Here is a 24,959-nt window from a genome sequence, read left to right on the forward strand (position 1 = left end):
TCGGTCACGAACCGTGTCCCACCACCTCCCCTCATGCGACAGGGCCCTCCCCTGAAACCCTGATGCCCTGCCCCGGGGCAGTGAAAAGCGCGCGCCCGTCGATTGGCGTACCATCGCTGCCCCGCAGGACGTTTTCCCCGCCAGAAGAACATGAGTGCTGACAAAACCCTGTCTGTTGCCGAGCAGACCCTCCGCGACGCCGCCCTGGAATACCACCGCCTGCCCTCCCGCGGCAAGATCGCGGTGTCGCCCACCAAGCCCCTGTCGAACCAGCGTGATTTGTCGCTGGCCTACTCGCCGGGCGTGGCCTACCCCTGTCTGGCCATCGAGCAAGACCCCACCCTGGCAGCGGAATACACCTCGCGCGGCAACCTGGTCGCCGTGGTGACCAACGGCACCGCCGTGCTGGGCCTGGGCGACATCGGCCCGCTGGCCTCCAAGCCGGTCATGGAAGGCAAGGGCTGCCTGTTCAAGAAATTTGCCGGCATCGACGTGTTCGACATCGAACTGGCCGAGCGCGACCCGGACAAGCTGGTCGACATCATCGCCTCGCTGGAGCCCACGCTGGGCGGCATCAACCTGGAAGACATCAAGGCGCCTGAGTGCTTCTACATCGAGAAGCAGCTGTCGGCCCGCATGAACATTCCCGTGTTCCACGACGACCAGCACGGCACGGCCATCATCTCCAGCGCCGCCCTGCTCAACGGCCTGGAACTGGTGGGCAAGAAGATCGACGAGGTCAAGCTGGCCGTGTCGGGCGCCGGTGCCGCCGCCATCGCCTGCCTGGAAGTGATGGTGGGCCTGGGCGTCAAGCGCTCGAACATCTATGTGTGTGACTCCAAGGGCCTGATCCAGAGCGAGCGCGCCGACGCGCTGGCCGGCAAGCTGGACGAATCGAAGCAGCGCTTCTGCCAGGTCACCTCGGCCCGCACGCTGGCCGAGGTGATGCAGGGCGCCGACGTGTTCATGGGCTGCTCGACAGCCGGTGTGGTCACGGCCGAGATGGTCAAGACCATGGCCGACAAGCCCATCATCCTGGCGCTGGCCAACCCCGAGCCGGAGATCCGCCCCGAGGTCGCCAAGGCTGCGCGCCCCGATTGCATCATCGCCACCGGCCGCTCGGACTACCCCAACCAGGTCAACAACGTCCTGTGCTTCCCCTACATCTTCCGCGGCGCGCTCGATTGCGGCGCCACCAAGATCACCGAAGCCATGAAGCTGGCCTGCGTGCGCCAGATCGCCGACCTGGCCAAGGCTGAAATTTCGGACGAAGTGGCCGCTGCCTACCCGGGCCGCGAGCTGCGCTTCGGCCCCGACTACCTGATCCCCACGCCGTTCGATTCGCGCCTGATCCTGCGCATCGCGCCGGCCGTGGCCGAAGCCGCCGCCGCCTCGGGCGTGGCCACGCGCCCCATCACCGACCTGAAGGCCTACCGCGATTCGCTGTCGCAGTTCGTCTCGAACACCGGCCTGTTCATGCGCCCGCTGTTCCTGGGCGCCAAGGCCAACCCGCAGCGCAAGCGCATCGCCTACGCCGAAGGTGAAGACGACCGCGTGCTGCGCGCCGCCCAGATCGCTGTGGACGACGAGCTGGCCTTCCCCATCCTGGTGGGTCGTCCCGACGTGATCGCCCACCGCATCGAGCGCGCCGGCCTGCGCCTGGTGCCTGGCCAGAATTGCGAAGTGGTCAACCCGGCCAGCGATTCGCGCTTCAAGACCTATGTCGAGGCGTACCACAAGCTGCGCGGCCGTGACGGCTTCTCGCCCGACCTGGCCAAGGTGGCCCTGCGCCGCTCGAACTCGCTGATCGCCACCATGCTGGTCAAGATGGGTGACGCCGACGGCATGATCTGCGGCGTGATCGGTCGCTACGACTACCACCTCGACCATGTGCGCGAAGTGATCGGCACCAAGCCTGGCGCCCCGGTGCTGGCCGCGCTGAACGCGCTGATCCTGGACCAGCACAACCTGTTCATCGCCGACACCTTCATCAACGAAGACCCGACGGCCGAAGAGCTGGCCGACATCGCCGTGATGGCCGTGGAAGAAGTGCGTCGCTTCGGACTGCCGCCGCGCGTGGCCTTCCTGTCGCACTCGATGTTCGGCTCCAGCCGCCGCCCCTCGGCGCAGAAAATGCGCCGCGCCCGCGACATCTTCGTGGCCCGCATGCCCGACGTGCCGGCCGACGGCGAGATGCAGGGGGATGCCGCCCTGAGCGAATCGGTGCGCCACAAGCTGCTGCCCGACAGCACGCTGGACGGCACGGCCAACATCCTGATCTGCCCCAACCTCGATGCCGCGAACATCCTGTTCAACGTGCTGAAGATGACGGGCGGCAATGGCGTGACGGTCGGCCCCATCCTGATGGGTGCAGCCGCGCCGGTGCACATCCTGTCGCCCTCGGCCACGGTGCGTCGCATCGTGAACATGACGGCGGTGGCGGTGGGCCACTCGGCCTGATCGCCTGAACCGGCAGGCTGAGCCCGGGTGACACGCTTGAGCGGTGAGGCCGCATCCGGCTCTGCAGAGGCCACGGCCTCTGCGGGCACCCCGCTGCAAGGCTACCTGGCGGCCCTGGCCACCGTGGCCATCTGGGCGGGCTTCATCCTGCTGTCCCGCCTGGGCGGCAAGACGGGCCTGACCTCGTGGGACATCGTGGCCCTGCGCCTGGGCGTGGGCGGCGGCCTGCTGCTGCCCCTGTGCTGGGGCATCCGCCACCACTGGCGTGATCTGCGCCTGTGGGCCATGGCCGGCATCGGTGGGCTGCTGTTCCTGGTGCTGGTGTATGCCGGCTTCAAGCGGGCCCCGGCGGCGCATGGCGCCATCTTGCTGCCTGGCATGCAGCCCTTCCTGGTGGCCGCGCTGGCCTGGTGGCTGCTGGGCAGCCGCCCCACGCGACAGCGCCTGTGGGGCCTGGTGCCCATCGCGCTGGGGGTGGGCTGCGTGGCGGTGCCCGTGCTGGCCGGCCAGCACAGCGGGCCCTCCACCCTGTTCGGTGACGCGCTGCTGTTCGCTGGCTCCCTGGCCTGGGCGCTGTACAGCGTGCTGGTCAAGCGCTGGGCCTTCGACCCCTGGCTGCTGACCCGCTTCGTGGCCGTCACCTCGGCGGCGCTGTTCCTGCCCGTGTACCTGCTGTGGCTGCCCAAGGGCCTGGACACCGTGCCCCTGGGCATGCTGGTGCTGCAGGGCCTGTACCAGGGCATCGGCCCCACCATCGTGGCCATGGTGCTGTTTTTGCGGGCTGTGGCCATTCTGGGTGCCGAACGCACGGGGGCCCTGGTGGGCCTGGTGCCGGTGATCGCGGGGCTGGGGGCCGTGCCCCTGCTCGACGAGCCGCTGACCGGCTGGCTGGTGGCCGGACTCGTGCTGGTCTCCACGGGGGCGTGGTTGTCTTCACGGCCGGCACTGGCAAAAAAATACTGATCAGTCTATATTTGGAACATTGCGTTCAACGCCGTGTTTCAGATGCCTGTTTTGCATGCCGTGGCCCTGGCGGCCGTTTTCCTGTTTCTGGCCAAGGCCCTGGCCTGGGGCATCCAGCGTGTGCGCGGCAACGCGGGCATCGTCGACGGCATCTGGGCCTGGGCTCTTGGGCTGCTGGCACTGGGCTTTGCGGCCGTGGGCCCGGCCCCCGAGCCTGCGCGCTGGCTGATGGGCCTGATGGGCCTGGCCTGGGGCGCCCGACTGGGCACCTACCTGTGGCGCCGCAACTGGGCCAGCGCCGAAGACTGGCGCTATGCCCAGTTCCGAGCCGAGTGGGGCCCACAGGCCCAGTTCAAGATGTTCTGGTTCTTCCAGTTCCAGAACATCTTCACACTGCTGCTGGCCGGCAGCGCCTTCCTGCCCGCGGCCTACCGCGAAGGCCAGCCCCCTGTGTGGGCCCTGGTGCTGGCCGCCGTGATCTGGCTGGTGGCCGTGCTGGGTGAGGGCCTGGCCGACGCCCAGCTCAAGGCCTTCAAGGCCAACCCGGCCCACCGGGGCAAGGTGTGTGACGTGGGCCTGTGGCGTCATTCGCGCCACCCCAACTACTTTTTCGAATGCGTGCACTGGCTGGCCTACCTGCCACTGGCCTGGGGCAGCCCCTTGTGGGTGTACAGCCTGATCGCCCCCGCGGTGATGTGGCTGCTGATCACCAAGATGTCGGGCGTGCCCCTGCTGGAGCGCGAAATGGCCCAGCGCAAGCCGGGCTATGCCGAGTACATGCGACGCACCAACCAGCTCATCCCCGGGCCCGTGAAGGCCTGAACCACCGCGCACCACCACAGGAGTGCTTGAATGATCGATGCCATCAACTGGGCCGAACAGGGCCTGCTGCCCGACGGCCTGATCCGAACCGGCATGCGCCGCCTGATGGCGCAGCGCCTCGCAGAACACCACGCCAAACCGGTGTCGCAGCGCACGGCCGAGTTCCGCCAGTTCCTGGCCGAAATGCGCGCCAGCCCGATCGCCATCAACACGCACGACGCCAACGAGCAGCACTACGAAGTGCCGGCCGAGTTCTTCGACCTGCACCTGGGCCCGCGCCGCAAGTACTCGTGCTGCTGGTACGACACCGGCCGCGAAAGCCTGGCCCAGGCCGAAACCGCCATGCTGCGCCTGTATGCCCAGCGAGCCCGCCTCGACGAATTGCCCGCCGGCGCGCGCGTGCTCGACCTGGGCTGCGGCTGGGGCTCGCTGTCGCTGTGGCTGGCCGAGCACTATCCGCACCTGGAGGTGGTGGGCCTGAGCAACTCGAACGGCCAGCGCGAGTTCATCCAGCGCGAAGCCAAGCGCCTGGGCCTGGCCAACCTGCGCATCTGCACCGGCAACGTGGCCGAGTTCGAGTTCCCGGCCGACGTGCTGCTGGCCGGCTTCGACCGCGTGATGTCGATCGAGATGTTCGAGCACATGCGCAACCACGAGGCCCTGCTGGCCAAGGTGCGCCGCTGGATGACGCCCGAGGCCCTGCTGTTTGTGCACATCTTCGCGCACCCCACCCTGTGCTACCCCTACGAGGTGAAAGACCGCAGCGACTGGATGACGCAGTACTTCTTCCTGGGCGGCATCATGCCCAACGAGCACCTGCTGACCCAGCACCAGAACGACGTGCAGCTGGTGGACCAGTGGTGGGTCGATGGCACCCACTACCAGCAGACGGCCGAGCACTGGCTGGACGGCATGGACCAGAAGAAGGCGGCCATCATGCCGATCTTCCGCGATGCCTACGGGCACGACGCCGAACGCTGGTTCCAGCGCTGGCGCATGTTCTACATGGCCGTGGCCGAGTTCTTCGGCTACGACAAGGGTCGTGAGTGGGGCGTGGCGCACTACCTGTTCAAGGCACGGTGAGCACCATGGCACCGATGCACCCGCAGTGGCGATTCGACGGGCTGAGCCGCCGCGAGTGGCTGGGCAGCGTGGCAGCGTTGGGCCTGCTGCCGGGTGGGCTGATGGCCCAGGCTGCGCCACGCAGCCAGCGGGTGGTGGGTGTGGCCCAGGAACTGGGCAATGGCCGCTTCCTGTACACCGAGGTGCACGACCAGGTGCTGGCCGCTGACGGCGCCGTGGTCACCGCCTTGACCACCTACCACGCGGCCGATGGGCGCGAATTCGCCCGCAAGACGCTCGACTACCGTCAGAACCGCAGCGTGCCGGCCTTCCGGCTGGATCAGCCCCTGCACCGCTACAGCGAAGGGCTGCGCCTGATGGGTGATCAGGCCGAGGTGTTCAAGGTGGACCAGGGCAAGGAAAAACGCTCGCAGATCCAGTTGGGCGGCGGCGCTGTGGCGGCCGACTCCGGCTTCAACCAGCTGCTGATCGACGCCATGCCCCGTCTGCGCCAGGGTGAGACCTTGAGCTTCCGCCTGATCGTGGCCGGACAAACCGACCAGTTCAGGTTCCGTGCCAAAGCCATCGGCGAAGGCCGCGTGGAAGATGAACCTGCACTGCGCCTGAAGGTGGAGCCCGACTCGCTGCTGCGCTGGCTGGTGGACCCGCTGGAGCTGGCCTATGGCCTGCAACCGCCGCGCCTGCTGGATTACCGCGGGGTGTCGAACATCCTCAACCCCGACACCGGCGAGGTGTACCGCAAGGTGCGGGTGTCTTACCCCAAGGAACTGCCCGTCGAGGCCCGGGCGGCCCTCAAGGCCAAGGGCTGACGCCCATGCCGAGGCTGAGGCGGGTGCCGCCACCCGCGCTTGGCTGTAGGCTCAGTAGTGCGGCGGGATCTCGTCTCGCAAGCTGCGAAACACGGGCTGTTGCTGGTCGGCGCCCTGGTCGCGCAAGCGCAGCACCTCCTGCACCAGCAGGTCGATGGCCTGCTGCTGTGACGCCACCTGCTGGTTCAGGTGCTCGACCAGGTCTTCCATGAAGCCCACCTTGATCTCCAGCTCGATCAGGCGGTTTTCTTGCGGGGTGTTGGGGGGGTCTTGGTCGGCCATGCGCGATTGAACCACGACAATGTCGGGCTGGATGGTTTGACGAGTTTCCGAGATGACGCCCGCTGGCAAGATTCACCCCCTGCTCCGCCCGGCCGTGCTGCTGGAAGTGGCCTTGATCGTGGCCACCTGGTGGCTGGCCGACCTGGCCGTGAAGGCCTGGCACCTGCCCGTGCCCGCTGGCGTGCTGGGCCTGCTGGCCCTCAGTGCGCTGCTGTTGTCGGGCCTGCTGCCGCACCAGCGCATTGCCCAGGGCGCGCAAGCCCTGCTGGGCGACATGCTGCTGCTGTTCATTCCGCCCCTGATGGCCCTGGTGAACCACCCTGAGCTGCTGAGTGACCTGGGCGTGCGCTTGGCGGTGGCCGTGGTGGTGGGCACGCTGTGCGTGATGGCCTGCGTGGGCTGGGTGGTGCAGCAGTGCGTGCGGCTGGAAGCCCGCCGCCACGAAAGGCGCGCACCATGATGCCCCTGCCGACGCCAGCGGCCCTGAGCCCCTGGCAACAGGCCGAGGCCTGGGGCTTTCTGGTGCTCACCATTGCGCTGTACTTCGGGGCCAAACGCCTGTACCTGAAGCGCCCGGTGCTGTGGCTGTCGCCCATTCTGGTCACCCCGGGGGTGATGCTGACCCTGCTGGTGCTGCTGCAGGTGCCGTATGCGCTTTACTACCACCACACCCAATGGCTGACCTGGCTGCTGGGCCCGGCCACGGTGGCTTTTGCCCTGCCCATTTACCAGCAGCGCGACCTGATCCGCCGCTACCCCTTGAGCATCGCGCTGGGCGTGGTCACCGGCGTGGTGGTGGGCATGGCCAGCTCGTGGGCCTTGTCCTGGCTGCTGAACTTTCCCGACGGGCTGATGCGCAGCCTCATGGCCCGTTCGGTGTCCTCGCCCTTTGCCATCCCGGCCACCCTCACCTTCGAGGGCCAGCCTGAAATGGCCGTGATGTGCGTGCTGGTCACGGGTGTGTTCGGCATGCTGGTGGGCCAGGGCTGGCTGGGTTGGTTGCAGGTGCGCGAGCACGTGGCCGTGGGCTCGGCCTTTGGTGCGGCCACGCACGGCGTGGGAACGGCCAAAGCCTACCAGCTGGGCCAGGTGCAGGGAGCGGTGTCCAGCCTGACCATGATCTTTTCCGGCATCGTGCTGGTGCTGGTGGCACCCTGGGTGGCGCCCTGGCTGGGCTGACCGCCTGGCTCAGCCCTGCAGGGGCTCGGCCTGGGCCTTGTAGATGCCCACCGGCCCCACCACGCGCGCACTGACGTGGCACACCAGCAGCGCCGGGCCCAGGACAGGCCAGCCAAACAACTCAACCGCCATCACGGTGCAGGCCCAGGGCGTGCGTGCGGCACCCGCAAACACGGCCACCAGGCCGAGTGCTGCCAGCCAGGGCACAGGCACCGGGGCCACGGCGCCCCAGGCACTGCCCAGCAAGGCGCCCATGGCAAACAGCGGCGTCACTTCACCGCCCTTGAAGCCAGCGCCCACGCTCCAGGCCGTGAAGCCAGCTTTCAACAGGCTTTCCCACCAGGGCATGGCCTGCTCAAAGGCCTGATCGATCAGGTTCAGGCCCAAGCCGGCATGGCGCTCCAGGCCCAGGCCCAGCCAGGCCGCCACGATCAGCCAGCCGCCCAGGAAGGGCCGTGCCGGGGCCCAGGGCACATGGCGCTTGAACGCATCGGCCACGCCATGGCTGGCCCACACGAACAGACGGGCCAGCGCACCGGCCGAGACCGCCAGCACCAGCCACCAGGGCAAGGCCGCCCAGAAACCCGGCGAGGCCTCCAGCACCTGGTGCGTGTGCACCGTGCCCCAGGCCAGGGCCACCTGGTGCGCCAGCCAGGCGCAGGCCAGCACCGGGGCCACAAAACGCCAGCGGAGGCGCCGCCCCATGGCCACCACTTCGATGGCGAACACGGCCGCAGCCCAGGGCGTGCCAAACAGGGCGGCAAAGCCTGCGGCCATGCCGCAGCACAGCAGCAGGCGGCGCTCACCCGGGTGCAGACCGACATGTGGTGCCCACAGATCGGCCAGGGCCGCGCCCATCTGAACGGCGGTGCCCTCTCGTCCCACCGACGCACCAAACAATTGCGACACCAGCGTGCCCAGCACGATGAAGGGCGCCATCACCCAGGGCAAGGGTGCCGTGGGCTGGCGCACCTGCCGGATCAGCAGGTTGTTGCCGCCCTCGGCCTCGTTGCCCCAGCGGGCATACACCCAGGCCACCGCCAGGCCTGCCCAAGGCAGGCCCCACACCCACTGCGGGTGCGCAGCAAAAGCCTGCGTGACACGGGCCAATGCCCAGGCAAAACCGGCACAGGCCGACCCCACCGTGGCCGCCACCACGGCGATCAGGGCCAGCCACTGCCAGGTGGGCCGGCGCAGGTTCAGGCCAGGCCCACGGCCTGGTAGATCAGCGGCTTGCACTCGAAGTAATAGGGGTGCCAGAAAGCGAAGTGGCGTTGGGTCTGGAAGATGCCGGCCAGCCCCGCCTTGGGCGAGATCCACCAGTGCGTGCCCGCCAGCCCGCCCCACTGGAACTCGGCCACCGAGGCCGGCGTGTCGCCCCAGCCGGGCGCGAAGGTGACCGCGCCGCCCAGGCCAAAGCCCTTGCCCGGGATCTGGCCCATGTTGGCGAACTTGATGGTGCGCCCCTCAGGCAACTGGTTGCTCATCATCAGCGCGATGGTTTCGGGCTTGAGCAAGGCGGGCCCACCCGGCAGCATCGAGCGCAGCAGCGCCAGCATGTCGGGCAGTGTCGAGACCAGGCCGCCACCGCCCGACTGCCAGGGCACGTCCATCAGGTAGGCGTTGGGGTAAGGCGCGTGCTCTTTGTGGGTCAGGCCGGGCTTCATGGGGTTGAACACGTCAGCGCCCACGTAGTAAGAGGCAAAGCGTGCCTTGTGCTCTTCACGCAGCATGAAGCCGGTGTCGGCCATGCCCAGCGGCTCAAAAATGCGGGCGCGCAGGAAATCACCAAAGCGCTGGCCGCTCACCACCTCCACCAGCCGGCCCAGCACGTCGGTGGCAATCGAGTATTCCCAGCCCTCGCCGGGGTGGAACAGCAGGGGCAGCTCGCCCAGCTTGTCGACCATCTGCTCCAGCGTGTTCAGCGGGTGCAGCACGGCCTTTTGCTTGTAGGCCTCGAAGATCATGGTGCCCGGGTCGAGCAGGCCGTAGCTCAGGCCCGACGTGTGGGTCAGCAGGTGCCGCACCGTGATCGGGCCCTTGGCCGGCTCGGTGTCGGTGAGCGAGGTGGCGCCTGGGCGCAGCACCTGGCGGTTGCCCAGGGCAGGCAGGCAACGCTCGACCGGATCGTCCAGGCCCAGCTGGCCGCCTTCCACCAGCAGCATCACCGCGATCGAGGTGATCAGCTTGGTGTCGGAATACGAGCGCACCACATGGTGGGGTGTGAGCGGCTCCTGGCGCTCTTTGCTGGCCCAGCCCACGCTGTGCACGTCGACCAGGTCACGCCCTTGCAGCACGGCACAGTTCAGGCCGGCCAGGATGTCCTGATCCACATAACGCTGCATGGCGGCATGCAGGGCCGAGAAATCATGGCCACGGTCGACAACGTCCAGCTTTGCCATCGGGGCACTCCTTCACAAGGCGGCTGAGGTGGCAACGATTGTAGGTGTCGTACAGTGACTGAATGACAGCGCTTGCAGCACCCCCGGGCACCGTGGCTGTGGTCACGGGCCACAGCCGAGGCCTGGGCCTGGCCCTGGCGCACGCCTTGCTGGCCTTGGGCGTGCCCGTGCTGGGTCTGGCCCGCCAGGCCTGCCCCGAACACGTCACGCTGCACGCTCCCGGTGCCCCCAATGTCCCCGGTGCCACAGGTGCCCAGGTTGCCCGCCTGCAGCAGGAAGCCCTTGACCTGGCCGACCCCAACGCACTGGCCGACTGGCTGGCCACTGGCACCCTGGTCCGCTTCATGGCCGGGGCCTCGCAGGTGCTGCTGCTGAACAACGCCGGCACCGTGCAGCCCATGGGCGCACCGGGCCTGCAAGGCGCCGAGGCCATTGCGCAGGCCGTGGCCCTGAACGTGAGCGCACCCTTGATGCTGTGCGACGCCCTGCTGCAGCACCGCGCCCCGGGCCAGCCCGTGCGCGTGGTGCACATCGGCAGCGGGGCCGGCCGCACGGCCTATGCCGGCTGGTCGGTGTATGGCGCCACCAAGGCCGCGCTGGACCACCACGCCCGCTGCGTGCAGGCCGACGCCCTGCCCGGCGTGCGCGCCGAAAGCCTGGCCCCCGGTGTGCTGGACACCGACATGCAGGCCGACATCCGCGCCACCCGCACCGAACGCTTCCCCTTGCGGGCCCGCTTCGACCAGCTGCACGCCAGTGGTGCCCTGGTGCCGCCCGAACAGGCGGCCCGGCACTTGCTGGCGCATGTGCTGTCCGAGGCCTTTGGCCAGCACCCCTGCACCGACCTGCGCAACCTGCCCGCCCCGACATGAGCACCACCTTGCCCACCTTTTACACCGACACCACTGACGTGGGCCACCACATTGGCGGCCAGGCACTGCACACCGCCACCCGCCACGCCCCGGTGCACAACCCCACCACCGGCGCCGTGGCCCGGCGCGTGTGCCTGGCCGATGCGGCCACCGTGCACCAGGCCGTGGCCACGGCCCGCGCAGCTTTTCCGGCCTGGGCCGACACCCCGCCCATTCAGCGCGCCCGCGTGATGTTCCGCTTCCTGGCGCTGCTGAACCAGCACCGCGACACCCTGGCGGCCATGGTCACCAGCGAACACGGCAAGGTGTTCACCGACGCGCAAGGCGAGGTCACGCGCGGCATCGAGATCGTGGAATTTGCCTGTGGCATCCCGCAGCTGCTCAAAGGCGATCACACCGAGCAGGCCTCTACCGGCATCGACAACTGGACGGTGCGCCAGCCCCTGGGCGTGGTGGCCGGTGTCACGCCCTTCAACTTCCCCGTGATGGTGCCGTGCTGGATGTTCCCACTGGCCATTGCGACGGGCAACACCTTCGTGCTCAAGCCCAGCCCGCTCGACCCCTCGCCCTCGCTGTTCATGGCCCGGCTGCTGGAAGAAGCTGGCCTGCCGCCCGGCGTGTTCAATGTGGTGCAAGGCGACAAGGACGCGGTCGACGCCCTGATCGAGCACCCTGATGTGGCCGCCCTGAGCTTTGTGGGCTCGACCCCGATTGCGCGCAGCCTGTACGAGCGCGGTGCCCACCACGGCAAGCGCGTGCAGGCCCTGGGCGGCGCCAAGAACCACATGGTGGTGCTGCCCGATGCCGACCTGGACAAGGCCGCCGAGGCCTTGATCGGCGCGGCCTATGGCTCAGCCGGTGAACGCTGCATGGCCATTTCAGTGGCAGTGCTGGTGGGCGACGTGGCCGAGCGCCTGATGCCGCTGCTGGAAGCGCGCACGCGTGCCCTGAAGGTGACGAGCGGCCTGCATGCCGATGCCGAAATGGGCCCCATCATCAGCCAGGCGGCGCGCCAGCGCATAGTGGGCTGCATCGATGCGGGCGTGGCCGAAGGCGCCACCTTGCGTGTGGACGGCCGCCAGCACAGCAGCGCCGAACACCCCGATGGCTTCTGGCTGGGCGGCACGCTGTTCGACCACGTGCAGCCGCACATGAAGCTGTACCAGGACGAGATTTTCGGGCCGGTGCTGAGCTGCGTGCGCGTGGCCGATGCCGGGCAGGCCCTGGCCCTGGTGAACGGCCATGCCTTTGGCAACGGCGTGGCCCTGTTCACCCGCAGCGGCCAGGCCGCCCGCGAATTTGCCCGCCGCGTGCAGGTGGGCATGGTGGGCATCAATGTGCCCATTCCCGTGCCCATGGCCTGGCAAGGCTTTGGTGGCTGGAAGCAAAGCCTGTTTGGCGACATGCACGTGTACGGCGAAGAAGGCGTGCGCTTTTACACCCGTCAGAAATCCATCATGCAGCGTTGGCCCGACGAGGTGGACACGGGCAATGCGTTTGTGATGCCGACGGCCCGGTGAAGGACGGAAGGCCGAGCAGGTCAACACCACGGCCGTGGCTGTCATCTGTCAGGTCAACCGCATCAGGAAGACTCGGCAACAGCGGGCTGCCCCCGGGTCTTCCACAGCGACACCAGCACACCGCCAGCGATCAGACCGAAAGTCACACTCAGAGAGATCACCGCCGGGATCTTGCCGATGATGCCCACCAGGAAGATCTTGCTGCCGATGAACACCAGCACGAGGGCCAGGGCGTACTTCAGGTACTTGAAGCGGTGGATCATCGCAGCCAGCGCAAAGTAAAGCGCACGCAGGCCCAGGATCGCGAAGATGTTGCTGGTGTAGACAATGAACGGGTCGGTGGTGATCGCAAAGATGGCGGGCACCGAGTCGACCGCGAAGATCAGGTCCACGAACTCCACCAGCACCAGCGCCAGGAACAGAGGCGTTGCGAAGCGCTCCAGGCGCCCCGTCCGAGGGTCGGTCTCGCGCACCCAGAAGGCATTGCCACGCAGCCCGTCGGTCACGCGCATGTGCCGCTTGAGGAACTTCAGGAGCGGGTTGTTGGCGATGTCGGGCATGTGGTCGGCAATGACCCACATCTTGATGCCGGTGAAGATGAGGAAAGCACCGAACAGGTAAAGGATCCAGCTGAACTGGCTGACCAGGGTGGCACCCAGGCCAATCATGATCGCGCGCAGCACGATCACGCCCAGGATGCCCCAGAACAGCACACGGTGCTGGTACTGCCGTGGAATGGCGAAGAAGCTGAAGATCAAGGCGATGACAAAGACGTTGTCCATCGACAATGATTTTTCGATCATGAAGCCGGTGTAGTAGTCCATGCCGCTCTGTGCACCGAGGTACCACCAGACCCAGGCGCCGAACAACAAGGCCACACTGATGTAGCCGGCAGACAGCAGCAGGCTCTCGCGAACCCCGATCTCCTTGTCATCTTTGTGCAGAACGCCAAGGTCGAAGGCCAGCAAGGTGACGACGATGCCGACGAACGTGAGCCAGACCCAGGCAGGCTTGCCCAGGAAGTCTGTCGCGAAAAAATGAAGCAGGGTGTCCATGTGTGTTCGGTGGATGAAAAGGTGGGGGATTCGACCTTCTCGGGTCTGCGAATGCTGTGCAGTGTGTGGATGAATCCATCTCGAAAAAACCATCTTGAAACGCACCTAAACTTCGGTTTTTCCGCACTGGAGGGCACATGCTGAACTACCGTCATCTGCACTACTTCTGGGTCGTCACCAAAGAGGGCGGCTTTGCCCGGGCGGCCGAACGGCTGGACATGGCGGTACAGACCATCAGTGCACAGGTGCGAGAGCTGGAGAAGGCTTTGGGCCACCAGCTCCTCAAGCCCGCGGGCCGTGGCGTGGCACTGACCGAGGCGGGCCAGGCCGCCTTCGCGCGTGCGGAAGAGATCTTTCAGCTGGGCCAGGGCATCCCCGACGAGGTACGGGAAGCCGCCAGTGGCAAGGTGGCTCGCCTGGCGGTCGGGCTGTCCGACGGCATTTCCAAACTGGCCGCCCATGCGCTGCTGGCGCCCGTCTTGAACACACCCCATCTTCGGCTTGTCTGCCACGAGGGCGAGTTCGAGCAACTGCTCGGCGAGCTGGCGCTGCATCACCTGGACCTGGTGCTTGCCGGTCAGGCGGCCCCGCGCAACCCGAACCTGCGCCTGACCAGCGAGCGACTGGTCGACTCACCGGTCGAGTGGTATGGCCCTGCCCGGATGGTCGGCAAAACCGAGCGCGACCGTTTCCCGCAATGCCTGAATGACCTGCCCGTGCTGCTGCCCACAGGCCACTCGGCACTGCGCCCCACCCTGGACCACTGGTTCGACACGCAGGGGCTGCGGCCTCGCATCGTCGGGGAGTTCGAAGACAGTGCGCTGCTCGCGGTCTTTGCGGCCCGCGGGCTGGGCGTGTTCCCGGTCAGTCGGCTCGGAGCGGACGATGTCGGGTTGATGCGCGGGCTGCGATTGCTGGGCTGCAGCGAAGGCGTGAAAGAGGAGATCCATGCCATCCGCTCGCGTCGAGGCCAGCACCACCCCCTGGTGATGCAGGTGGTGGCGGCGAATCGATCTTGAACAGGTCTGTTGCGGTGTCCTGATCAGGCCAGCTGCCGTCGGTCCAGTCTCGAGGCGATCGGCGCCTGGGCATCGGCCAGCGGCCAATGACGTCGCACGGCTTCCAGCACCATGGTTTCTCCATCGGCCAGATGGCCATCGGCCCGGGCTGCCGCCAGCGCGAGGCGCAGCACCGTCCGTTGCAACACAGGGTCCGATATCTCGGCCATCAGTGCAGCCAAGGTGCCATCGTCGACGTTGTCAATGAGTGACCCACTCGCGTAGCCGGACGCCATCAGTTCTTCGCACAGGGTGTGAACGATGTGTGGCAAAAGTTGGGGCTCCAGCCCGAGTTCGTGTTCCGCCCCCAACTGCTTGAGGATGTCGAACTCGGAACTGCACACGTGGCCGTCAGAGATCAACACCAACGCGACGATGCGCGCGGCGGCTTCGGGGCTGTTGTGAGGGTAGCTTCGCACGGCAATTCTCCATTGAGGTGGGTCGGTCTGAAGTGACGATCAGGTGGGCAGGCTCAATCGCCCTGGCCACCATGGCGCCGGGTCAACTGACGTGTCCGGGGTCGGGCCTGGATCGGAATGGGCACGAGCACGGGGGCCTGCCGTGGCGCCCATGCCCTGAGGGCCGTCTTCAGGAAGTGAATCGCTTGTCCGAGCGGGGTCAGCAGACGAGAGAGGAGCAGCAGCAAGATCTTCATGGCGAGTGGCTGGGAAAGTGTCAACAAGCCAAACTGTGCGCCCGATTGATTTTCGAAAGAAGCGATGTTTACAGCACATCAATTCAGGAAAATCCGAACCAGCCGTCCACTCACACGCCCCGTCGACCAGCACCCCGACGCGAAGAAAAAACAGGAAGTCTGCGGCCAAAACTCGGGCCTGTGTTCAGGTTTATCCGATGTTCTGGTTCTCGAAATGCTGCTTTTCCAACGCTGTCACGGGCTCCACATTCCGTCTGTCACTCAACCGATGGAGACCCGCGATGCAAGTGCTCTTCAAATCCCGCCACCCCCAAGCCACCGACTTGCGCGATCTGGCCGAGCGCCGTGTGCGCTTCGTGCTGCGACGCCTGGTCTGGCTGGTACCGCGCGCCGAGGTGCAGATGTCCGATGTGAACGGCCCCCGTGGCGGCATCGACAAACGTTGCCAGGTGGAGCTCCGCACAGATGGTGGAGGGTCGGTGGTCGTGACCTCGATCGCTGGCGATTGGCGCACCGCACTGGACCAAGCACTGGCCCGCGCCGCCCGGTATGTCATGCGGCAGTGGCGTCGTGGCCATGACACCCGGCGGCTGCGCCAGCGCCTTGCCGGCCTCGAACCGTGAGCGCCAGCCCCCCGACTGTGCGCTGGTGGCACGAGGGCCGGGCGCAGGGCTCGGCAAGCCCTCACCCACCCGACCACCAAGGCTGGATGAAGGCAAACCAGCTGCCCACAGCAAACAGCAGCACCGACACCCCGTAAATGCGCACCGAGCGCCGTCGCTGGGCCATGCACGCCTGGCGCAGCCCTGGATCGAGCGGGCAAGGCGCATGGCGTTGCTGCCACTGCGCAGCCCCCCCGAGCAGCAGCATCACGGCACCGATGCAAAACACCCAGGCGCTGTGCTCGCTCAGCCAGACGATCTGCGGGAACACCGACACCAGGGTGGCCAGGCTAGCGCCTGCACCCAGCGTCACCAGCATGGCGGGCAAGGCGCAGCACAGCAGGGTGGACGTGCCCGCAAACAGCGCCAGCCACGAAGTGGCCGCGCTCCGCTTCTGTTCAATCTGCCCGTCCAGCGGGGCATTCGAAAGGGGCGGCGCCATGTCAACGCCCCGGGTTCGCCGCGCGGGTCTCGGTTCGAATCTGCGCCACGGTCGCCGCCACCGCTTCGGTGGCCACCACCTCGTAGCCTGATTCGCGGACCTCGTTGGCCACGCGCTCGGCATCCAGCGTCTGACCGGGCCGCTGCTCGATGGCGACCACCTTGTTGCGCAGGTCAATGAAGATCGGGCCGGCAGCAGGCAATGCCTTCAGGCGCTTCTCGATGCCCTGGGCGCAGAACGCGCAGACCATGCCGTTGACCTGCAACTTCACGCTGCGAGCGGCCTCAGCGGCAGAGGCCGTGACGGGCAAAGCAGCCACGACAGACACGGTCAGCACGCCGATCAGGCGGCGGGCGATGGAGGTGAACTGGAAAGGAGTCATGGTGAGTCTCAGGTGAATGTATTTGGAACGTGGTCCGACCCGTGGGCCAGCCAGGCTCAGTAGGACCACATCAGGTTGAGTTGGGCGCCGTCGCGGTTGCGCCCCACTTCGACGAACAGGCCGCGGTGGATGAACCGGAGCAAGGGCGTGAGCTCGTTTCGTGTGACGCTGCCATAGCGCACGCGCTTGCTCTCGACGATGAGCCAGGGTTGCACCTGCTCATAGTCCACCTCGTAAAACGAGAAGCCCGCGCGCAGCCAGGCGCTGTCATGCCGCACCAGGCCATCGCTGCGCTTGGGCTCGAACCCCGCCCCCAGGTAAAGACGCGTGGTCTCGTAGTCGGCCATCACCGCGGGAGACCAGAAGGTTTGCGCGCCCTGCCAGCCCTGCCCACGCACGCTGCCTGCCGCCCCCACGAACCACAGGTTGGCCTGCGCATGCGGCAGGTTCCAGCGGTGCAGAAGACGGGTGTAGGTGAGCCCCACGGCCTCACGGTGAAGGTGTCGATCGGCGTGTGCCGCGTGGGACATCGGCTCCTTCCACCGCGTGGTCATGGCGCCAATGGCGTCATGACCGGTGACGGCGAAATTGACCGCCAGGTCGCGCTCACCACCACGGCTGAAGTCAGCCATCGTCATCCAGCTGCCTTCGCTGGCCATGGGCAAAGCAAAAGCCGAAGTGGAGCAGCCCCAAAGGGCCGCCCAGCACGCATGACGGCCAAGGCGACGCAACGCGCCAAGTTCAAGGAAATGGATCATGTTCGAGGCGGGCCACAAGGGCCTCAGACTGAGAAGGGCAGACAGCGTCACGCGCGACGCATCGCGCCGCGCTGGCAGAGCCTTCAGCCTCGAGGGGGTCTGAACAGCGACTCGAGCGCCCCCACCGTCGCGCGGCCAAGATCGGCAGCTGGTGGCCGGGTGTCGGGGTGCATCACGGTGGACATGGCCGGCAAGGAAGTCACCAGCACAGGGGCACAGAACACACAGTCCGAGCACGCACTGTGGTCGTCCGGTGCGGTGTCGTCGGCCACCTGCGCCGCATGGCAAGGCGGAGGGTCGCCCACAACAACTGCTGTGTCAGACGCAACGTGCAGGCTGCCACCCAGGCCCATGCCGGCCCAGGCCCATGCGCGCATTGGCATCAGCGCCACCACCATCCACAGGCACGCGACCAGCCACACGGCGCGTCGCTGACGCGCTCGCAGTGGTTGGTGTCCGGGCGTGCGGGGCATGAAGTTCACATCAATAGGGTAGCAAAGCCCTGCACAGGCTCCCACCAAGGCGCCGCCTATGTCCACCCTGCCCAGAGGGTCTTGCTGCCACCTGGCGAAATGCGGGTTGGGCGCACTTCATGATCTCGTCAAAAGGCCGGCAGCAACGCCCACCAGACGCAGGCTGAAGTTGGCCCCAAAACCCTGGAACTTTTTGGTCTTAGCACTCTCTGAACAGGAGTGCTAACATGTTCCGAAGGAAGGACCCGAAAGGAGCCATTTCACATGACGATGACCACTGCCCTCGCCACCCGCGACCCCTGGAGTGTTGTGCCCTCGCTGGGCAACCTGGACGCCTACATTCGCAGCGTTCAGGCCATTCCCATGCTCGAGGCTGACGAGGAACAGGCCCTGGCCCGCCGCCTGCGCGACCAGCAAGACCTGCAGGCCGCGTCCAAGCTCGTGATGTCGCACCTGCGCCTGGTGGTCTCCATCTCGCGCCAGTACATGGGTTACGGCCTGCCCCAGGGTGACCTGATCCAGGAAGGCAACGTGGGCCTGATGAAGGCCGTCAAGCGTTTCGACCCTGACCAGGGCGTGCGTCTGGTGTCTTACGCCATGCACTGGATCAAGGCCGAGATCCATGAATACATCCTGAAGAACTGGCGCATGGTGAAGGTGGCCACCACCAAGGCCCAGCGCAAGCTGTTCTTCAACCTGCGCTCGCTCAAGCACCAGTTCAAGGGCGAGGCCGATGACGCCCACGTGGGCCGTGCCGCACTGTCCGAGGCCGACATCCACCGCGTGGCCGCCGAACTCGACGTGCGCCCTGAAGACGTCATCGAGATGGAAACGCGCATGGCCGGTGGCGACGTGGCCCTGGAAGCCCAGGCCGACGACGACCATGACCACGCGCCCGTGGCCCCGCTGGCCTACCTGGCCGACGAGGTGCACGAGCCCACCCGCATGCTCGACGCGGCCCGCCGCGACTGGCTGTCCGGCCAGGGCATTGCCTCGGCCCTGGAAGGCCTGGACGAGCGCAGCCGCCACATCGTCGAAGAACGCTGGCTGAAGGTGAACGACGATGGCTCGGGCGGCGCCACCCTGCACGACCTCGCTGCACAGTACGGCGTCAGCGCCGAGCGCATCCGCCAGATCGAGGTGGCTGCGCTCAAGAAGATGCGCAAGGTGCTGGAAGCGGCCTGAGTTTTCCTGCAGGTGGTATGCACGAACAAACGGCACCTTCGGGTGCCGTTTTTTTTGGCTTCACCTCAACGCATGAAGACTAGCCTTTGCGGACATCAGGACGACAAACGCTAGACACTTTCATGCCTTACCTTTCCAGCATCACCGGACGACTCCTGATCGTCACGTTGACCCTCACCTTGGCCCTGGTGGCCAGTGCGCTTTACAACAACCACCAGCTGCAACTCATTTCCGAGAACACGCGGCGCACGGGCGACAATCGCATCCCGCAACTGGCTGAAATGGCCGAACTGGAGCTGCAGGTCACGCGGGTGTCGCTTCAACTGCGTCACGCCATGTTGGCGCGAAACCCTGAAGAACGCAGCACTGCCCTGACCGACATCGGGCAACGCAAACAGCGCATTCAGGTGCTGCTGGACGAGTACGAATCAAGGCTGTTCACCGACATTGGCCGCAAGCGCTTTCAAACCGTGCGGCCTGCCGTCGAGACCTTCTGGCGCGTGGGCGGAGAAAACATCCGCCTGATCCAGGCCGGCGACAAAGACAGCGCATTCGCCCACCTGGTGGACCACACCATCCCGGCACGCAACGCCCTGCTCAAGCAACTGTCAGACACAGTGCAGTACCAGCGCGACAGCACCCTGAAGGACATGGCTGCGATCGAGCGCAGCGTTCACCAGACCCGCGTGATGCTGATCTCGCTGTTCGCGCTGGTGTGCGTGGGGCTGCTGGGCTTTTCGTGGTGGGCCAACCGGGCCATCAACTCACGCATTCAGGCCTCCAGAACCGTGATCGAGCGGGTGCGCGACGGCGACCTGAGCAAGCCGATTGCGACCGATCGGCACGACGAGTTCAAGCCCCTGCTGCAAGCCCTGCATGACATGCAGGATGGCCTGGGCCAGGTGGTGCGCGATGTGCGTCGCCATGCCGACCACGTGGCCAGCACCAGCACCATCATCGCGGAAGGCAGCCACTCGCTGTCCGAGCGCACCGACCACCAGAGCCAGGCGCTGCTGCGCACAGCCTCGACCATGGAACAGCTGGGACAGGCGGTCAAGACCAACACCGAGCACGCGGCACAGGCCGCCGAGATGGCGCAGCAAGCCAGTGACGTGGCCCGTCAAGGCGGCATGGCCGTTCAGAACGTGGTCGAGACCATGCGCGGCATCCATGAGGCCTCGCGCAAGATCTCGGAGATCATTTCCGTGATCGACGGCATCGCGTTCCAGACCAACATCCTGGCGCTCAATGCGGCGGTGGAAGCGGCGCGGGCCGGCGAAAACGGGCGCGGTTTTGCCGTGGTGGCCGGCGAAGTGCGCACCTTGGCTCAGCGCAGCGCCGGTGCGGCCCGAGAGATTCGATCCCTGATCACCGTCAGTGGTGAACAGGTGGAAAAGGGCAGCAAGCTGGTCGAGCACGCGGGCGACACCATGACCCAGATCGTGGGCGCGATCGAGCAGGTGACGGGCATCGTGCAGGACATCAGCCGCGCCAGTGCCGAGCAGCACGCCGGGGTGAGCGTCGTGGGGCAGGCGGTCAATGACATGGACAGGGCCACCCAGCAAAACCTGAACCTCGTGCAGCAATCCACCCAGGCGGCCGGCAACCTGCAGGAACAATCCACGGCACTGGTCGATTCGGTGGCCGTGTTCAAGGTGGGCTGACAGGCCTGCCCCAGCCACACCCACTCAGCGTCAGCCCTTCAAGCGCTGCAGAAGGCCCGCAGTGGCCGCATCCAGCCCGCGGGTGTCGCCGCTTTCCAGGCGGGGCAGCAGGTCTTTGCACATGGCCTTGCCCAGCTCCACGCCCCATTGGTCAAAGCTGTTGATGCCCCACAGCGCGCCGGTCACGAAGGTTCGGTGCTCGTACAGCGCCACCAGGGCGCCCAGGGCTTCGGGTGTGAGCTGCTCCAGCATCAGGGTGATGCTGGGCCGGTTGCCCGGGAAGGTGCGGTGCTGGGCCAGCACGTCGGGCGCCATCACCTTCGAGGCGGTGGGCACGGTTTCGCGCGCGGCCTCCTGGGCGGTCTTGCCCCACATCAGGGCCTGGGCCTGGGCCAGGCCATTGGCCAGCAGGGCCTGATGCTGGCGGGCCATCAGGCTGCGCAGCTCGGGTGACCAGGTCGCTTCATCGCGGTGGGCTGTGCGGCGCACCAGCACGAATTCCACCGGGACCACGTCAGTGCCCTGGTGCAGCATCTGGAAGAAGGCGTGCTGGCCGTTGGTGCCCGCCTCGCCCCACACCACGTCACTGGTGGCGTAAGGCAGCGGCAGGCCCTGCGCATCCACCCGCTTGCCATTGCTTTCCATCACCAGCTGCTGCAAGAAGGCCGGGAAGCGGCGCAGGCCCTGGTGATACGGGGCGATGCAGTGGCTGCTGTGGCCATGGAAGTTGCGGTTCCACAGGTCCATCAGGCCCAGCCACACGGGCAGGTTGCGCTCCAGAGGCGCCTGCGCAAAGTGGGTGTCCATGGCATGGGCACCGGCCAGCAGCGCCTTGAAGTGCTTGGCCCCCAGCGCCAGCGCAATCGGCAGGCCAATGGCCGACCACAGCGAAAATCGCCCGCCCACCCAGTCCCAGAAGCCGAAGGTGGTGCTGATGCCGAAGGCGCGCGCCGCTTCCACATTGGTGGTGGTGGCCACGAAGTGCCGGGCGATGTCGGTGCCGCCCTGGTCGAGGAACCACTGCCGCGCTGCGTGGGCGTTGGCCATGGTCTCCTGGGTGGTGAAGGTTTTCGAGGCCACGATGAACAGCGTGTGCTGCGGCCTGAGCGTGCGCAGCAGGGGCGCCAGGTCATGCCCGTCGACGTTCGAGATGAAGTGCACACGCAGCTTCGGGTGCACCCAGGCGTCCAGCGCCTGCACCACCATCTGCGGGCCCAGGTCAGAGCCGCCAATGCCGATGTTCACCACGTCGGTGATGCAGCCGGGCTCGGTGCCGCCTGCCGTGGCGCGCACCTGCTCCACATAGGCCAGCAGCGCGTCGAGCACGGCATGCACGGCGTAGCTTTGCGGCCCCTGGCCCTTGGGCGCGCGCAGGGCCGTGTGCAGCACCGCGCGGTCTTCGGTGTGGTTGATGGGCTGACCACTCAGCAGCGCGTCGCGCCTGGCCTCGAGCTGGCATTCGCGGGCCAGGCTCAGCAGGTGCTGGCCCGTGGCCACGTCCCAGCGGGCGCGCGACAGGTCGGCGAACACGTGAGGGGCCTCGATGGCCCAGCGCTCGAAACGGCCCGGGTCTTGCGCAAACAGCGTGCGCAGGTCCAGGTCACGGCCGTGGGCTTCCCAGTGGCCGCGCAAGCCGCCCCAGGCCACGGTCTGATCACAACGCGACGACATCGTCAAAACTCCCTGTGTGTCGGTGTGCAAGAAAGGTCAACGCTGGGCTTCGATCAAGGCGTCGAGTTTGCCAGCATCGACCGCGAAGGCCCGGATGCCTTCAGCCAGCTTCTCGGTGGCCATGGCGTCTTCGTTCAGGGCGTAGCGGAAGGCCGCTTCGCTCAGCGGGGCGGGGGCGGCCTGCAGTTCGCCGTGGAACACCAGGTGGCGCGGCACCGGGGCCTCGCTGGCCTGCAACTGGGCCAGCAGGTCGGGGCTGATGGTCAGCAGGTCGCAGCCGGCCAGCGCCAGGATCTGGCCCACGTTGCGGAAGCTGGCGCCCATCACCTCGGTGGCGATGCCGTGCTGCTTGTAGTGCGCATGGATGCGCGCCACCGACTTCACGCCCGGGTCGTTCACACCGGCGTTGGCGGCTTCGTCCCAGCTGGCGCCCGCGGTTTTCTTGTACCAGTCGTAGATGCGGCCCACGAAGGGGGAGATCAGCTGCACGCGGGCATCGCCGCAGGCCTGGGCCTGGCAGAACGCGAACAGCAGGGTCAGGTTGCAGCGGATGCCCTCTTGCTCGAGCACACGGGCCGCCTGAATGCCTTCCCAGGTGGAGGCAATCTTGATCAGCACACGCTCGCGGGGCGTGCCGGCGGCCTCGTACAGGCCCATGATGCGGCGGGCTCGAGCCACGGTGGCCGCGGTGTCGAAGCTGAGACGAGCATCGACCTCGGTCGAGACCCGACCCGGAATGACCTTCAGGATCTCCTGGCCGAACTTCACCAGGGTGTGGTCGACGATGTCTTCGAGGGCGGCGCCCTTGTGCGCGGCCACGGTGTCGGCCAGCAAGGGCGCGTATTCGGGCTTCTGAACCGCCTTGAGGATCAGCGAAGGGTTGGTGGTGGCGTCTTGCGGGGCAAACTGCGCCAGTTGCTTGAAATCACCGGTGTCGGCCACCACGGTGGTGACGGCTTTGAGCTGATCGAGTTGAGAGGCCATGGTTGTGACAGGGTTCGTGCGTCAGACAATCGATTTTGAGGCCTTTTTGTGACCCCACGCCCCCCTGTGTGGCTGATAGAGTGAACCCCATGGCCTTTGACCTCGTCTTCTTCGGTGGCACCGGCGACCTGACCTGGCGCAAGCTGATGCCCGCGCTGTTCCAGGCCTGGCGCCATGGCACCTTGCCCCCCGACGGCCGCATCCTGGCCGTGGCCCGCGACGACCGCGACGACAAGGCCTATCGATCCTGGCTGCAGCACAGGCTTCAAGAGGCCAACACGGCCAAGCGCCCCAGCGACGCCGAAGAGTTCGCCCGCTTCTCTCAGGCCATCGGCTACCTGCGCATGGACCTGTCTCAGCCGGCCGATTACCAGCGCCTGCAGGCCTGGCTGAACCAGCGCCAGGCCGACACCGTGGTCATGTACCTGGCCACCAGCCCCCACCTGTTCCCCGTGATCTGCGAGCAGCTGGGCGCCGCCGGCCTGAACCACGAGCGCGTGCGCGTGGTGCTGGAAAAGCCCCTGGGCCATGACCTGGCCAGCGCGCAGGCCATCAACCGGGTGGTGAGCTCGGTGTTCACCGAGCGGCAGGCCCTGCGCATCGACCATTACCTGGGCAAGCCCTCGGTGCAGAACCTGATGGCCCTGCGTTTTGGCAACGTGCTGTTCGAGCCCTTGTGGCGCCGCGAGAGCATCGCCAACATCCAGATCACGCTGGCCGAGAGCCTGGGCGTGGGCACCCGCGGTGACTTCTACGACCGCACCGGCGCCCTGCGCGACATGGTGCAGAACCACGCCTTGCAGCTGCTGACCATGATGGCCATGGAGCCGCCCTCCAGCGCCGATGCCGACGCCATCCGCGACGAAAAGCTCAAGGTGCTGCGCTCGCTCAAGCCTTTCGATCTGGCCAGCGTGGCGCGCGACGTGGTGCGCGCCCAGTACCGGGGCGGCACCCTGGCCGGCGAGGTGGTCAAGGGCTACCTGGACGAAGACAAGGTACCGGCCGACAGCCGCACCGAAACCTTCGTGGCCCTGAAATGCGAGGTGCAGAACTGGCGCTGGGCGGGCGTGCCCTTCTACCTGCGCACCGGCAAGCGCCTGGCGCAGCGCCATTCAGAAATCGTGGTGAACTTCCGCCCCACGCCCCACCCCATCTTCCCGGGCAGCGGTCAGCCCAACAAGCTGGTGATCAAGCTGCAGCCCGACGACGGCCTGCAGTTGCACCTGATGGCGGCGCGGGGCTCGGTGAACGGCGTGTTCCACCCCAGCGGCCAGGAAGTGCTGGCGCCGGTGTCGCTGGACCTGGATTTCGACAAGACCTTCGGCACCGAACGGGTGGGCGGCTACGAGCGCCTGCTGCTCGACGCCCTGGCCGGGCGACTGAACCTGTTCGTGCGCTCGGACGAGCAGGAGCAGGCCTGGCGCTGGGTGGAACCCGTGCTCGACGCCTGGCAGCGTGACCACACCACCCTGCGCACCTACACGGCCGGCACCTGGGGCCCGCCGGCGGCCAGCGCCCTGGTGGCGCGCGACGGTTTCGCGTGGGCTGAAGAGGCCTGAGCGTCAGGCCCCTGGGTGC

24 protein-coding genes are annotated in these 24,959 nt (G+C 66.9%); 14 read left to right on the forward strand and 10 right to left on the reverse strand.

Going from position 1 to position 24,959, the window contains the following annotated elements; genetic code table 11:
- Positions 1–150 precede the first annotated feature (150 nt).
- Genes EYS42_RS10390 through EYS42_RS10410 form a run of 5 tightly spaced genes read left to right on the forward strand, consistent with a single transcriptional unit; the run spans position 151 to position 6,137 of the window.
- Positions 151–2,460: an NADP-dependent malic enzyme gene (locus EYS42_RS10390; protein WP_130968102.1), complete on the forward strand. Its 2,310-nt coding sequence runs from the start codon at positions 151–153 to the stop codon at positions 2,458–2,460.
- Between the two features lie 27 nt (positions 2,461–2,487).
- Positions 2,488–3,423 carry a DMT family transporter gene (locus EYS42_RS10395; protein ID WP_207301148.1) on the forward strand — a complete coding sequence of 312 codons (936 nt, stop codon included), beginning with the start codon at positions 2,488–2,490 and terminating at the stop codon, positions 3,421–3,423.
- Positions 3,424–3,465: 42 nt separating this feature from the next.
- The gene (locus EYS42_RS10400; protein ID WP_130968103.1) at positions 3,466–4,245 is read left to right on the forward strand and encodes a DUF1295 domain-containing protein; all 780 of its coding nucleotides are present in this window, start codon (positions 3,466–3,468) and stop codon (positions 4,243–4,245) included.
- A 30-nt stretch (positions 4,246–4,275) separates the two neighbouring features.
- The gene (locus EYS42_RS10405; RefSeq protein ID WP_130968104.1) at positions 4,276–5,328 is read left to right on the forward strand and encodes an SAM-dependent methyltransferase; all 1,053 of its coding nucleotides are present in this window, start codon (positions 4,276–4,278) and stop codon (positions 5,326–5,328) included.
- A 5-nt stretch (positions 5,329–5,333) separates the two neighbouring features.
- Positions 5,334–6,137: a hypothetical protein gene (locus EYS42_RS10410; protein WP_130968105.1), complete on the forward strand. Its 804-nt coding sequence runs from the start codon at positions 5,334–5,336 to the stop codon at positions 6,135–6,137.
- Between the two features lie 51 nt (positions 6,138–6,188).
- Here the strand turns inward: EYS42_RS10410 and EYS42_RS10415 are convergent, their stop codons facing one another.
- On the reverse strand, positions 6,189–6,419 hold the full coding sequence (locus EYS42_RS10415; protein WP_130968106.1) for a SlyX family protein: 231 nt from the start codon (positions 6,417–6,419) through the stop codon (positions 6,189–6,191).
- A 52-nt stretch (positions 6,420–6,471) separates the two neighbouring features.
- Between EYS42_RS10415 and EYS42_RS10420 the strand changes: the two genes are divergently transcribed.
- The gene (locus tag EYS42_RS10420; RefSeq protein ID WP_130968107.1) at positions 6,472–6,879 is read left to right on the forward strand and encodes a CidA/LrgA family protein; all 408 of its coding nucleotides are present in this window, start codon (positions 6,472–6,474) and stop codon (positions 6,877–6,879) included.
- Complete coding sequence (locus EYS42_RS10425) at positions 6,876–7,598, forward strand: LrgB family protein (RefSeq protein WP_130968108.1); 723 nt, start codon at positions 6,876–6,878, stop codon at positions 7,596–7,598. The genes EYS42_RS10420 and EYS42_RS10425 overlap by 4 nt, the downstream gene beginning before the upstream one ends.
- A 9-nt stretch (positions 7,599–7,607) precedes the next feature.
- On the opposite strand, the gene EYS42_RS10430 is transcribed toward EYS42_RS10425, so the two are convergent.
- Positions 7,608–8,837, reverse strand: a complete 1,230-nt coding sequence (locus EYS42_RS10430) for a chloride channel protein (protein ID WP_165456720.1) — start codon at positions 8,835–8,837, stop codon at positions 7,608–7,610.
- A complete protein-coding gene (locus EYS42_RS10435) occupies positions 8,798–10,000 on the reverse strand; it encodes a serine hydrolase domain-containing protein (RefSeq protein WP_207301149.1) in 1,203 nt (400 codons plus the stop codon). The genes EYS42_RS10430 and EYS42_RS10435 overlap by 40 nt, the downstream gene beginning before the upstream one ends.
- 62 nt (positions 10,001–10,062) lie before the next feature.
- On the opposite strand from EYS42_RS10435, the gene EYS42_RS10440 reads away from it, so the two are divergent.
- Together EYS42_RS10440 and EYS42_RS10445 are read left to right on the forward strand one after the other, a co-directional pair.
- The gene (locus EYS42_RS10440; RefSeq protein WP_130968110.1) at positions 10,063–10,872 is read left to right on the forward strand and encodes an SDR family oxidoreductase; all 810 of its coding nucleotides are present in this window, start codon (positions 10,063–10,065) and stop codon (positions 10,870–10,872) included.
- Positions 10,869–12,392, forward strand: a complete 1,524-nt coding sequence (locus EYS42_RS10445) for a CoA-acylating methylmalonate-semialdehyde dehydrogenase (RefSeq protein ID WP_130968111.1) — start codon at positions 10,869–10,871, stop codon at positions 12,390–12,392. The genes EYS42_RS10440 and EYS42_RS10445 overlap by 4 nt, the downstream gene beginning before the upstream one ends.
- A 62-nt stretch (positions 12,393–12,454) precedes the next feature.
- Here EYS42_RS10445 and EYS42_RS10450 read toward each other — a convergent pair whose 3' ends face one another.
- Positions 12,455–13,447 carry a TerC family protein gene (locus EYS42_RS10450; protein WP_130968112.1) on the reverse strand — a complete coding sequence of 331 codons (993 nt, stop codon included), beginning with the start codon at positions 13,445–13,447 and terminating at the stop codon, positions 12,455–12,457.
- Positions 13,448–13,584: 137 nt separating this feature from the next.
- Here EYS42_RS10450 and EYS42_RS10455 point away from each other — a divergent pair, with 137 nt between their 5' ends.
- Positions 13,585–14,466, forward strand: a complete 882-nt coding sequence (locus EYS42_RS10455; RefSeq protein WP_130968113.1) for a LysR family transcriptional regulator — start codon at positions 13,585–13,587, stop codon at positions 14,464–14,466.
- Positions 14,467–14,489: 23 nt separating this feature from the next.
- Here EYS42_RS10455 and EYS42_RS10460 read toward each other — a convergent pair whose 3' ends face one another.
- Positions 14,490–14,924 (reverse strand): TerB family tellurite resistance protein, encoded by a 435-nt coding sequence (locus EYS42_RS10460; protein ID WP_130968114.1) that lies wholly within the window; start codon positions 14,922–14,924, stop codon positions 14,490–14,492.
- Positions 14,925–15,441: 517 nt separating this feature from the next.
- On the opposite strand from EYS42_RS10460, the gene EYS42_RS10465 reads away from it, so the two are divergent.
- Positions 15,442–15,783, forward strand: coding sequence for an HPF/RaiA family ribosome-associated protein (locus EYS42_RS10465; protein ID WP_130968115.1), 342 nt, complete (start codon positions 15,442–15,444; stop codon positions 15,781–15,783).
- Between the two features lie 61 nt (positions 15,784–15,844).
- Here EYS42_RS10465 and EYS42_RS10470 read toward each other — a convergent pair whose 3' ends face one another.
- The 3 genes from EYS42_RS10470 to EYS42_RS10480 are packed head-to-tail and all read right to left on the reverse strand — an operon-like array spanning position 15,845 to position 17,278.
- Positions 15,845–16,264, reverse strand: coding sequence for a hypothetical protein (locus tag EYS42_RS10470; protein ID WP_245503602.1), 420 nt, complete (start codon positions 16,262–16,264; stop codon positions 15,845–15,847).
- Position 16,265: 1 nt separating this feature from the next.
- A complete protein-coding gene (locus tag EYS42_RS10475) occupies positions 16,266–16,646 on the reverse strand; it encodes a heavy-metal-associated domain-containing protein (protein WP_130968116.1) in 381 nt (126 codons plus the stop codon).
- 56 nt (positions 16,647–16,702) lie between these two features.
- Positions 16,703–17,278, reverse strand: coding sequence for a hypothetical protein (locus EYS42_RS10480; protein ID WP_245503603.1), 576 nt, complete (start codon positions 17,276–17,278; stop codon positions 16,703–16,705).
- Positions 17,279–18,141: 863 nt separating this feature from the next.
- Between EYS42_RS10480 and rpoH the strand changes: the two genes are divergently transcribed.
- Together rpoH and EYS42_RS10490 are read left to right on the forward strand one after the other, a co-directional pair.
- The gene (gene rpoH, locus EYS42_RS10485; RefSeq protein ID WP_130968117.1) at positions 18,142–19,062 is read left to right on the forward strand and encodes an RNA polymerase sigma factor RpoH; all 921 of its coding nucleotides are present in this window, start codon (positions 18,142–18,144) and stop codon (positions 19,060–19,062) included.
- 122 nt (positions 19,063–19,184) lie between these two features.
- A complete protein-coding gene (locus EYS42_RS10490; RefSeq protein ID WP_130968118.1) occupies positions 19,185–20,726 on the forward strand; it encodes a methyl-accepting chemotaxis protein in 1,542 nt (513 codons plus the stop codon).
- 30 nt (positions 20,727–20,756) lie between these two features.
- On the opposite strand, the gene pgi is transcribed toward EYS42_RS10490, so the two are convergent.
- Together pgi and tal are read right to left on the reverse strand one after the other, a co-directional pair.
- Positions 20,757–22,397, reverse strand: a complete 1,641-nt coding sequence (pgi, locus tag EYS42_RS10495; protein ID WP_130968119.1) for a glucose-6-phosphate isomerase — start codon at positions 22,395–22,397, stop codon at positions 20,757–20,759.
- Positions 22,398–22,433: 36 nt separating this feature from the next.
- Positions 22,434–23,381, reverse strand: coding sequence for a transaldolase (gene tal, locus EYS42_RS10500; RefSeq protein WP_130968120.1), 948 nt, complete (start codon positions 23,379–23,381; stop codon positions 22,434–22,436).
- Positions 23,382–23,470: 89 nt separating this feature from the next.
- Between tal and zwf the strand changes: the two genes are divergently transcribed.
- Positions 23,471–24,940, forward strand: coding sequence for a glucose-6-phosphate dehydrogenase (zwf, locus tag EYS42_RS10505; RefSeq protein ID WP_130968121.1), 1,470 nt, complete (start codon positions 23,471–23,473; stop codon positions 24,938–24,940).
- Positions 24,941–24,959: the final 19 nt, after the last annotated feature.

This window comes from Aquabacterium lacunae, from assembly GCF_004310865.1.
GTDB classification, from domain to species: domain Bacteria; phylum Pseudomonadota; class Gammaproteobacteria; order Burkholderiales; family Burkholderiaceae_C; genus Aquabacterium; species Aquabacterium lacunae.